The 11,293-nt window shown below is 69.2% G+C and carries 7 protein-coding genes and 2 tRNA genes; 7 read left to right on the forward strand and 2 right to left on the reverse strand.

What is annotated here, in order from left to right:
- The first annotated feature begins 16 nt into the window (after positions 1-16).
- Positions 17-625: a hypothetical protein gene (locus F8271_RS26060; protein WP_151492466.1), complete on the forward strand. Its 609-nt coding sequence runs from the start codon at positions 17-19 to the stop codon at positions 623-625.
- A 625-nt stretch (positions 626-1,250) separates the two neighbouring features.
- Here the strand turns inward: F8271_RS26060 and F8271_RS26065 are convergent.
- Positions 1,251-2,540: a zinc-dependent metalloprotease gene (locus tag F8271_RS26065; protein WP_151492467.1), complete on the reverse strand. Its 1,290-nt coding sequence runs from the start codon at positions 2,538-2,540 to the stop codon at positions 1,251-1,253.
- A gap of 115 nt (positions 2,541-2,655) precedes the next feature.
- Between F8271_RS26065 and F8271_RS26070 the strand changes: the two genes are divergently transcribed.
- From F8271_RS26070 to F8271_RS26095, 6 genes are all read left to right on the forward strand, one after another.
- Positions 2,656-3,669 (forward strand): PDZ domain-containing protein, encoded by a 1,014-nt coding sequence (locus tag F8271_RS26070; protein ID WP_192580459.1) that lies wholly within the window; start codon positions 2,656-2,658, stop codon positions 3,667-3,669.
- Positions 3,670-3,764: 95 nt separating this feature from the next.
- The gene (locus tag F8271_RS26075) at positions 3,765-6,755 is read left to right on the forward strand and encodes a UPF0182 family protein (RefSeq protein WP_151492472.1); all 2,991 of its coding nucleotides are present in this window, start codon (positions 3,765-3,767) and stop codon (positions 6,753-6,755) included.
- 176 nt (positions 6,756-6,931) lie between these two features.
- The gene (locus tag F8271_RS26080) at positions 6,932-7,441 is read left to right on the forward strand and encodes an RNA polymerase sigma factor (RefSeq protein ID WP_151492468.1); all 510 of its coding nucleotides are present in this window, start codon (positions 6,932-6,934) and stop codon (positions 7,439-7,441) included.
- A complete protein-coding gene (locus tag F8271_RS26085; protein ID WP_151492469.1) occupies positions 7,431-8,378 on the forward strand; it encodes a hypothetical protein in 948 nt (315 codons plus the stop codon). Before F8271_RS26080 ends, F8271_RS26085 begins: the two co-directional genes overlap by 11 nt.
- 60 nt (positions 8,379-8,438) lie before the next feature.
- Positions 8,439-8,512 (forward strand) — tRNA-Met (locus F8271_RS26090).
- Between the two features lie 416 nt (positions 8,513-8,928).
- Positions 8,929-9,002 (forward strand) — tRNA-Met (locus tag F8271_RS26095).
- Positions 9,003-9,646: 644 nt separating this feature from the next.
- On the opposite strand, the gene F8271_RS26100 is transcribed toward F8271_RS26095, so the two are convergent.
- Positions 9,647-10,939, reverse strand: coding sequence for a hypothetical protein (locus tag F8271_RS26100; RefSeq protein WP_151492470.1), 1,293 nt, complete (start codon positions 10,937-10,939; stop codon positions 9,647-9,649).
- Positions 10,940-11,293 lie beyond the last annotated feature (354 nt).

Here is an 11,293-nt window from a genome sequence, read left to right on the forward strand (position 1 = left end):
CGCTAGGGTCGGGGACATGTCGCGGCGGGTGGTGGTGGCGTTGCTCGGGCCGGTCCAGTGGTCGCCGCCCGGCGTCGATCGGGCGGACTGGCGGGCGGCGCTCGCCGAGGACGTCGTCGACCTGATCGCCACCCTCAACGAGGTGGAGGTCGCCGTCGCGGTGACCCCGGCCGACCGCGCGCTGGCGGACGCCCTGGTCTGGCCCGGCACCACGGTGTACGAGGTGGCCGAGCCGACGCCGAACGCGGTGTTCGCCGTGCTGGACGGCTTCGACCAGGCGGCGGTACTCGCTGGTGACGTGCCCGATCTGCCTGCGCTGACCGTCGGCAAGCTGCTGCGCCCGCTCACCACCCGACCGGTCGCGGTGGCTCCGGTGGAGGGTGGCGGACCGGGTCTGCTCGGGGTGGCCGTACGGCTGCCCGTGCCGGGATGGCTACCCCCGCTGGATCTGGACACCGCGACGCCGGCCGACGCGCGCTCCGGTGCACCCCGGCCCATGGACGTGGCGGTCACCGCCGGGTGGCGACGGATGCGCGGCCCGGCCGACCTGGCCACCCTGGACCCGGCCTTCGAGGGCTGGGAGGCCACTCGGGCCCTGCTCTCCGGCTCGGGCCGGCCCGTCTGACCCGCTGCCGGCGCGGCGCACCCACCGCCGGCGGACCCGCTGTCGAGGCGGCGCGCCCACTATCGGCGGACCCGCTGTCGAGGCGGCGCGCCCACTATCGGCGGACCCGCTGTCGAGGCGGCGCGCCCACTATCGGCGGACCCGCTGTCGAGGCGGCGCGCCCACTATCGGCGGACCCGCTGTCGAGGCGGCGCGCCCACTATCGGCGGATTCGCTGTCGGCGCGGCGCGCCCACCATCGGGTGACGCGCTGTCGGCGAGGCGTCCGCCGGACGGGGTCCGCCACCGGCCCGCCCATCGTCCGGCGGACCCGCTACCAGCGGGGGCGACCGTCAGACGGCCCGCTACCGGTGCGCCACGGGCCGGCGGACCCGACGCCGGGCTGCCGGGTGCCCACCATCGAGCGGTGAGGCTGGGGAGGTGGGTGCACCGATGAGCGTGATGCCTGTGGGTCATATTGATGACTCACAGGCATCACGCTCACACCCGTCATTGCCCGCCTTCGGCATCCGGGCCGGCCACCGAACGGCCAAGCGTCAGGGCCGGGCTCAGCGCTTGGCGACAGGGCCAAGCGTCAGGGCCAAGCGACAGGGCCAAGCGTCAGGGCCGGGCGTCAGGGCTTGGCGTCAGGGCTTGGCGTCGCCGTCGTCGTCGGTCTCGTCGGACTGGCCGGGAGCCTTCTCCTCCGCGCCACCGGGGGCGGTGAAGTCGAAGCTGTCCAGCTCACTCAGGTCCATGTCGTTCATCGCGAAGGCGACCGGGTCGGCGAAGTCGTCGTCCGACGGGAGCAGGTCGGGGTGCCCCCAGACGGCGTCGCGGCCCTCGATGCCCCGGTGCGTGGTGAGCGCGGCCCAGAGTGCCGCGGCCTCGCGCAGCCGGCGCGGGCGCAGCTCCAGACCGACCAGCGCGGCGAAGGTCTGCTCGGCGGGACCACCGGCGGCCCGGCGGCGGCGGAACGCCTCGCCCAGCCGGACGACGTTGGGGAGCCGTTCGCTGGCGGCGCTGTCCACCACGTGGCACACCCAGCCCTCGACCAGGGCCAACGCGGTCTCCAGGCGGGCCAGGGAGGCCTTCTGCGCCGGGGTGTCCTCCGGGGTGAAGATGCCTTCCAGGGCGATCGCCTGCATCGACTCCGGGTCGGTCGGGTCGACCCGGCCCATCGCCTCCTCGATCGCCTCCCGGTTGACCCGGATGCCCGAGGCGTACATCTCGACGGCGCTGAGCACGTGCCCGCGCAGCCACGGGACGTGCTGGAACAGCCGCTGGTGGGCGGCCTCACGCAGGGCCACGTAGAGGCGTACCTCATCCTCGGGGAGCTCCAGGCCCTCGCCGTACGCCCGGATGTTGGCCGGGATCAGCGCGGCCGTGCCGGCCGGGCCGAGCGGCAGCCCGATGTCGCCGGCGGAGAGCACCTCCGCGGCGAGCGAGCCGAGGGCCTGACCCAGTTGGCCGCCGAAGAGCGCCCCGCCGAGGGTGGCAACCATCGACTGCATCGGGCCGAGCTGGGCGCGCGCCTCCGGTGGCACCAGGTCACCCATCGCGCCGACCATCCGGCTGGCCACCGGGTCGCAGAGCTTGCGCCACACGTCGAGCGTCTTGAAGATCCACTCGTTGCGGTTCCAGGCGACCGGGGTCTGAATGCCCGACGGCCACGCCGAGGCCGGCTCCAGCCACAGGTCGGCAAGGCGTAGCGCCTCCTCCACCGCGTGACGCTCGTACGGTGACACCGCCGGGTCGCCGGCGGCCGCGAGCTGGCTGGCGGCCACCTGACGGGCCAGGTCCCAGTTGACCGGACCACTGCCCGGCGCGGACAGCAGGTGCTGCAACTGCGACATGAACTGCTGCATCTGCGCGGGATCGTTGGGGTCTGGTGGTTGCCCACCCGGGAGCGCGAAACCGAACGGAATATCAGGCACGACGTCTACGGTACGCGCGCCGCGCCCCAGGTCGCCGCTGCTGGCGTTGCGCTGAGGGCGAAGTCGTGTGGCGCATCCGGCGGGCGGCCGTCGACCGGTCGGTACGCTCTGCCGCATGAGACGTCGTGGCCTGACGGTCCTGCTCGGTGCCCTGTTCACCGCCCTGCTGAGCATCGGGGTGCTCCGGGTGCCGATCCCGTACGTGGTGCTCGGTCCGGGCCCGACGGTGAACACCCTCGGCACGGCCGACGGCAAGGAGGTCATCAAGGTCGCCGGGCGGGAGACGTCCACCTCCGCGGGCCAGCTCCGGTTGACGACCGTGGGGGTGCAGCCGACGGTACGGCTCCGGTCGGCCATCGCCGGTTGGTTCTCCGACGACGAGGCGGTGGTGCCGCGCGAGCTGGTCTACCCGCCGGGTGAGTCGACGGAGCAGGTCGAGCAGCGCAACGCCGAGGACTTCAAGGTGTCGCAGACCAGCGCCGAGACGGCCGCGCTACGCGAGCTGGGTTTCCCGGTGCAGGTGGTGGTGAAGACCGTCGCCGCGGACGGCCCGTCCGCCGGGGCGCTCAAGGTCGGCGACGTGGTCACCTCGGTCGACGGTCGACCGGTGCCGGTGGCCGCTAAGGTCACCGAGCTGGTCCGGGCCAAGCCGGCCGGTACGGCGTTGACCATCGGCTACACCCGCGACGGCGTGCCGGCGACGGCGACGGTGACCAGCCGGGAGCAGGACGGCCGGCCGCGGATCGGCGTCGAGATCGACCAGCAGCAGCCGCACCCGTTCACGCTCGACATCGAGTTGGAGGACATCGGTGGGCCGAGCGCCGGCCTGATGTTCGCCCTGGGCATCGTCGACAAGCTGACCCCGGCGGACCTCACCGGCGGAAAGGTCATCGCCGGCACCGGCACCATCGACGACGAGGGCTCGGTCGGCCCGATCGGCGGGATCGCCCAGAAGCTGGTCGGCGCGAAGCGCGCCGGTGCCAAGGTCTTCCTCGTCCCGGCGGACAACTGCGCCGAGGCGGTCCGCAATCCGCAGCCCGATCTGCCGCTGCTGCGGGTGGGTTCGTTGGACGAGGCGTTGACCGCTCTGGAGACCCTTCGTGCCGGAGGCCAGCCGACCCGCTGCTGACGGTGTGACCGTGCCCCGACACGTTCAGGAACACCCCGTACTCTGGGTGCCTGATCGGAGCCGATCACATCGAGCGTGCGGAGCCAACAGTGGTAATGCGTAGCAGCAGCCCCCTGCCGAGGATGAGCCGGCGCGGACGCGTCACCATCGCTGTCCTGGTCGCGGTGTTCGTGCTCTTCACCCTGCTCGGCTGGGGTGTCCAGGCATGGACGGACTGGCTCTGGTTCGACGAGGTCCGCTACACCGAGGTCTTCACCGGTGTGCTGCTCACCCGCCTGTTGCTCTTCCTGGTCATCGGTTTCGGCATGGCGGTGATCGTCGGCGGCAACCTGTGGTTGGCGTACCGGCTGCGTCCGCGGCTGCGCCCGCACTCGGTGGAGCAGGCGACCCTGGAGCGTTACCGGATGGCGCTCACGCCGCGCCTCGGCACCTGGATCGCGCTGGCCTCCGCCGTGATCGGACTGTTCGCCGGCCTCTCCGCCCAGAGCCGGTGGAGCCAGTGGCTGCTGTTCCGCAACGGCGGCGACTTCGGGATCAAGGACCCGGAGTTCGGGGTCGACCTCGGTTTCTACGTCTTCCAGCTGCCGTTCTGGCGCTACCTGCTCGGGGTCGGTTTCACCGCGGTGGTGCTGGCCGTGATCGGCGCGCTGGCGGTGCACTACCTGTTCGGTGGCGTCCGCCTGCAGGGTGTCGGGGACCGGATGAGCAACGCCGCCCGCGGCCACCTGAGCAGCCTGGTCGCGGTCTTCGTGCTGCTCAAGGCCGTCGCGTACGTACTGGACCGACGGGCCATGCTGCTGGAGTACAACGAGGGCGCCAAGCTGTACGGCGCCGGCTACGCCGACGTCAACGCGTTGCTGCCGGCGAAGGAGATCCTGGCGTACATCTCGATCGTGGTGGCGATCGCGATCATCGTGTTCTCCAACGCCTGGATGCGGAACCTGGTCTGGCCGGGTATCTCGCTGGCCCTGCTCGGCGTGTCCGCGGTGGCGATCGGCGGCATCTATCCCTGGGCGGTGCAGACCTTCGAGGTCAAGCCGAGCGCCAAGGACAAGGAGGCGCCGTACATCCAGCGCAGCATCGACGCGACGCGGGCGGCGTTCGGGCTGGCGGCCACCGAGACCACCCCGTACGCGGCGAACAACTACACCCCACCGGGGAACCTGGCCACCGACACCTCGGTGGTGTCGAACGTCCGCCTGCTCGACCCGCAGCTGGTCAGCGAGACGTACACCCAGCTCCAGCAGGTCCGGGGCTTCTACGACTTCGGCCCCAAGCTGGACATCGACAGGTACGGGGTGAACGGCAAGACCTCCGACTACGTGGTCGGCGTCCGGGAAATCAACTACGGCGAGCTGACCGACCAGCAGAACACCTGGATCAACCGGCACACCGTCTACACCCACGGATACGGCCTGGTGGCCGCCCCGGCGAACCAGGTGGTCTGCGGCGGACAGCCGTTCTTCGTCTCCGGCTTCCTGGGGGAGCGGACCCAGGAGGCGTGCTCCTCGCAGACCGAGCAGATCCCGGCCAAGCAGCCGCGGATCTACTACGGCGAGCGGATGGCGGCCGACGACTACGCGATCGTCGGGCAGTCCGACCCGAACAAGAAGGCCGAGTTCGACCGGCCGGTCGGCGAGGGTGGCGGCGAGTCCTACACCTACACCGGCGAGGGCGGCGTGAAGATCGGCTCGTTCACGCGCAGGCTGCTGTACGCCATCAAGGAGCAGGAGTCGAACTTCCTGCTCTCCGAGGCGGTCAACAAGGACTCCAAGCTGCTGTACGTGCGCAACCCGCGGGACCGGGTGGAGAAGGTCGCGCCGTTCCTCACCCTGGACGGCGACCCGTACCCGGCGGTGGTCGACGGCCGCGTGCAGTGGATCGTCGACGGCTACACGACGGCCGCCACCTACCCGTACGCCGAGCGGGTCAACCTGCAGACCGAGACCACCGACGAGCTGACCAACCGGGGCACCTTCCAGCTGGCCCGGGAGAACGTCAACTACATGCGCAACTCGGTGAAGGCCACCGTCGACGCGTACGACGGCACCGTGACGCTCTACGAGTACGACGACACCGACCCGGTGCTCAAGGCGTGGAACAAGGCGTTCGGCGGCGACCTGATCCAGCCGAAGGCCGAGATCCCGGTCGAGCTGACCGAGCACCTGCGCTACCCGGCGGACATGTTCAAGGTGCAGCGCAACCTGCTCACCAAGTTCCACGTGACAAACCCGGGCGACTTCTACTCCGCCCAGGACTTCTGGCAGGTGCCCAACGTGCCGGACGCACCGGACAGCGGCCAGAAGCAGCCCCCGTACTACCTGTTCACGCAGTTCCCGGGGCAGGAGGGCCCGCGGTTCCAGCTCACCTCAGCGGTCACGCCGAACGGCCGGCAGAACCTGGCCGCTCTGATCTCCGGGTCGTACATCGACGGGAAGCCCCGGCTGGAGGTGCTGGAGCTGCCGGACCAGACCCGGATCTCCGGCCCGGTGCAGGTGCACCAGCAGATGACCAACAACGCGAACATCCGTCAGCAGTTGACCCTGCTCTCCAGCAACCAGGCGCAGGTGCAGTACGGCAACCTGCTCTCGCTGCCCTTCGCCGACGGCATGCTCTACGTCGAGCCGGTCTACGTGAAGAGCAACCAGCAGGACGCGTACCCGCTGTTGCAGAAGGTGCTGCTCTCGTACGGTGACGGCGGCTCGTTCGTGGCGCTCGCCGACAACATCAACGACGGCATCAAGCAGTTGGTCGAGCAGGGTAAGAAGGCCGGGCAGGGCACCTCGCCGCCCCCGACCACCGGGGGTAACCCGACCAGCCCGACGCCGACGCCGACGGGTACGCCGTCGCCGACGCCGAGCACCAGCAACCCGCCGCCGACGGGCGCGCTGGCCGCCGCCGCGGACCGGGTGCAGGCCGCCATCACCGAGGTCCGCGCCGCGCAGACGTCCGGTGACTTCGAGCGGTACGGTCGCGCGTTGAAGGCACTGGACGAGGCGCTGACCGCGTTCCAGCAGGCGCAGCAGGCCGCTGGTGCGCCCAGCGGCGGCCCGACGCCGAGCGTCAGCCCGAGCGCGGGCGGCTGACCCCGGCCACCGGCACCATCCCTCGGAGCCCCCGTCGTCGGACCACATCCGGTCCGGACGACGGGGGCTCCGCCGTTGCCACCTGTCGTCTCTCCGACAGGGGTCGACAGGCCCGCAACCTGCGGCAACGCTCCGCCGTCCTCACTGCAACGGGGCGCTGACGAGGGGGGACGGTCGTGAGGGACGCGCACAGCTTCGACGACTTCTACCGCAGCACCGCCCGGCGGATGCTGCGGTACGGCTATGCGGTCACCGGCGACCACACCGAGGCGCAGGATCTCGTGCAGGAGGCGTACGCCCGGGCCTGGCGGCAGTGGGGGCGGCTGTCGGCGCATCCGGCGCCGGAGGCGTGGCTGCGGCTGGTGGTGGCCCGGCTGGCGACCGACCGCTGGCGGCGTCTGCACCGCTGGCGGTCGACGCTGAGTCGCACCGGCCCGCCGCCGGACACTCCGCCGCCGAGTGAGGACGGGGTGCTCCTGGTCCGCGCGCTCCGCCAACTGCCGGCCACCCAGCGGCAGGCGTTGGCGCTGCACTACCTCTTCGACATGTCGGTGGAGGAGATCGCCCGGGAGACCGACGTCCCGGTCGGCACCGTGAAGTCCTGGCTGTCCCGGGGTCGCACCCGGCTGGCCGCGCTGTTGCCCGACCTTCGTACCGCGACGCTGGAGGTGAACGATGCCAGTTGAACTCTCCGATCTGTACCGGTCGCTCAGCACTGTCGCCGACGACCAGGATCCGACGCATCCCGAGCTGGTCCGCCGGTACGCCGACCGTCGGGCGCGGGTCCGGGCCGCCGGCACCGGGCTCACGGTGGCGTTGCTGCTCGGCGGGGTCGCCGTCGGCGGTCGGTTGGTGTTGGCGGCGGACGGCACGCCGCCGTTGCCGCCTCCCGCTGACACGCCCGGCCCGACGGCGACCGGGTCGGTCACCCCTCCGTCCCCGACTCCGTCCGCGACGTCGTCCTCCGCCACGTCGACGCCGTCGTCCGTGACGCCGACACGGACCACGCCGAGCGGTACGCCGCCGGCGCCGACCACGGGGGCGGCGACACCCCGGCCGCCCACCTCCATCCCGGACCGGGCGTTCTTCGTGCTGGCCGCCGCGAACCGGACCGGCATGGAGTCTCAGGGGGAAGGGGCCATGTTGCCGATCCTCTGCGGGGCGCGGCATGCCAGCGACTCCGCCGTAGTGCAGCGCCGTGGCCGGTACCTCGCGTACAAGCTGGCCGGCACTCCGGCGGGGAACGTCCCGGACGGCAGCTACCGGCACACCATCACCATCTACCGGCCGGGTCGTGCGGACGACGCGCTGCGCGAGTTGCGGCAGGCCGTCCGCGACTGCCCCGACCAGAGGTTGCCCGACGACACCAGGACGTGGCGTCAACGGCTGTTGACCTCGGGGGCGTACGGGGACGAGTCGGTGCTGTTCGAGATGCGGGCCCCGTACCCGGAGGGGATGGGTGACCCGGGCGCGGAGGAGGTCCGGCTGGTCCGGGCGGTCCGGATCGGCGACGTGGTGACGGTGCTGTGGGAGCAGGGCTGGGAGCACACGGCTGCCGTTCGGTCCCAGGTCGACGCCGACAGCCGCCGGGCGGTGGCGGCGATCGAGAACTGGCTCGACTGACAGCGGAATCGGAGTCGTTTTGCGGTGCCCCGGGTCGGTGCGCTACGGTTAGCGAGCCGACGCGGGGTGGAGCAGCTCGGTAGCTCGCTGGGCTCATAACCCAGAGGTCGCAGGTTCAAATCCTGTCCCCGCTACGAAAAGATCGAGAGCCCGTTTCCGGTTCGCCGGAGGCGGGCTCTCGCCGTTTATGGCCGTCGGCGATCGGTGCCAGTTCGCTGGCGTGCCGGAGGACGGCGTCGCGTCCGGTCATCGCGCCAGGTCTACCCGAACGTGCCTGCTCGGTCGAGCCGTGCGTGACCGAGCGCGTCCGCTTCGTCGTCTCGCAGCCGTGCGAGCCCGGACGTGCTCGCGTCTCGATCGGCCGTGGCTCGCTGCTCGGCGCCGTCGCTCTGGCGCTGGCCCTCGGCGAAAGACTCATCCTGCCCGCGACCGGCGCACCGGATGGGCAGCCCGGCACGGAGCCGATCAGAGGACCGGCAGTCACCGGGTCGGCAGGGCCGTGACCCCACTGATCATCGCCGAACGGGATGGGTTAGACTTAACCAGTCGACGCGGGGTGGAGCAGCTCGGTAGCTCGCTGGGCTCATAACCCAGAGGTCGCAGGTTCAAATCCTGTCCCCGCTACAACAGAAACACCAGGTCAGAGCCCGTCTCCTGCAAGTTGAGGAGGCGGGCTCTTGCTTGTCGGGTGGGCAATAGGTGGGCAAACGAATCGTCACGACGTGGCATTCTGCGGCAGCGGACGATTGTGAGCGCTGAGGCACGCGTCGGGTGCCGGACCCCGACGACCGCAGGACCGTCTGGGGAGAACCCGTGCCGGCCAGCCTCGCGTTCCGCGTCAAGGTGGAGCAGAGCTGGACGGGGACCTGGAACGCCTCACTGGCGGAATGACTGCCGAGCAACAGTACGAGGCCTTCGGCGTGATGGATCGGTGGGGCCAACCTCTCAGCGGGTCACGATGGCCGGCTAGCACGCCGCTCCAAGATCACCGATTCACCCCTGAGGACGACACTCGAAGACTTGGTAGGAATTGCCGCCAGCTCTGGTCATCGGCGAAGCCTTCGCCGCCAAACTGACGCAGGCGGGCGTGCCGACGATGAGGGCCAACTCCTCGGACGGTGCGTCCATGAGCACGGTTAGCACCGCCCCGTCGGCCGGCGCACGCGCAGTCCCCGCTCACGCAGCCGACGTTGGTCCGGTGGTGGCTGGCCCGCGCCCACCGGCAGTGTGTGTCCCAGAGTTTCCCACCGGTACCGCCCGTAAGGCCATCACCCGCGCCGAACGAGCCCGTGCGTTGGCTGCTGAACCCCGCGCGCTTCGGTAGCGCGCGGTGCCAGTGGCAGTGGATTTCCACGATGGGACGCCGAGGCCGACCGAACCTGGGCGGCACGCCTCAAGGCTTCGCCGGCATTGCTCAAGGCCGACGGCCTGGCAGCAGACGGAGTCGCCATGCTCGCGAGCCTTGACGCCTGAAGTCGACCATACGCAGTCTGAGCGCAGCTTTCGATTTCCTGGGACCGTCGCATGGCTCGATGAACGGTATCGACGCCGCCTGCGTGATGCCGCAGTTCATAATACTGACTGCCAAGAGCAGAGTTCCGAGCATTAAAAGTGGTATGAATCTCGAAGTAGTCAGCGCTGCTTATATAAGGCACGCCGCCCTGACCGTACGGGCCATATAGGGCGTTGTTCGCGAAGTCATTAAGGGTAATTCTCCGCCCTGTCGCCAGTTGCTCCAGCGGCCCCGAAAAGACGTCTACGTTGCCATCGCCGCTGTCGAGTATGCCGCAGTTACGCAACATGTTGTTGATGGCCACGTGGTTGGGCTGATCCGGACGGAGAAGCCCCTTTCCGACTAGTGCGTCCCCCACCTTTTGGCCAGTTCCAGATCCAAAGTATTCCACGTTCACGGTGTGTTTTATGTCTTCGCCACGAAGCTTCAGGAAATTTTTTAGGGTTGGCGGAAGTTGATCGTGGAGTGCACCGAAGTCCTTTCTTGCGAGAACCGGAATTAAGTCCTTCGGGAAGCTCCCATCAAAGCCCTGTTCAATATTGACCAGGCTTATCGTCGGAGCCGCCCAGTGAGATATAGCAATTCTGAGATGGTTTTCGAGCAACTTGCGGTCATTCTCCGGCTGCCTACCCTTGGATTCCTGCCAAAATAGCGCACCATATACGCGAGCAATGCGGTCGGCGGTTTCATAGTTCTCCTTCCAGGGGCCGGCTTCAAGGTAGCGCTCGTTGACGTCTTGAAGAAATTCTGCCGCTGCGTACTGATCGATGGACTGAGTGAATTGGGCGTGGACCGAACCGAAGGCGCGGGGAAGGGTTCGCGCTCTCGCCTTCTTGAATATGGGGTTCAGTTGCCAACCATCACTCGACTTGAACAAGTCCTCTAGCGATTTTCCCCGCGGTCCGGCGGACAGGAGTGCGCTGTTCAACTGGACGACAGCCTGATCTACTATGGCTGGTTCCAGGAACGGCTCATCCGGACGCGATTTGATCGCGTCGGATACCATCTCGGCGATGAACGCAGAATCCATCGCTGTCCGGTCCGTCACCAGTCGAACACCTCGACGTGAGGCTACTGGAGAACCAGACTCGGCCTCGCTTGCGGGCGATCCAGGAGGGAGCTCGATCAGCACAGTCGGACATTCGATCTCGTATCCACGAGACCAGGTAACAGAGCCGATAAGGTCACGCGGAGTGGGTGCGATCGAGCCGTCTAGGGCGCGGGGATGGCGCACGACGCGGGTGTGCATCGCACCGCGACCCGCTACGTTCGAAGCACGGGCGTTTCAAGATCATCTTACGGTGGGTAGTGGTCACCACGTCGGCGTGTCGAATGGGGACGAAGCTCCGTTAGGACGAGGTCTTCTCACGGATCTGGTCCACCCGGAGCTTCGTCATGGCGC

It is taken from the genome of Micromonospora sp. ALFpr18c (assembly GCF_008868155.1).
Lineage (GTDB): Bacteria > Actinomycetota > Actinomycetes > Mycobacteriales > Micromonosporaceae > Micromonospora.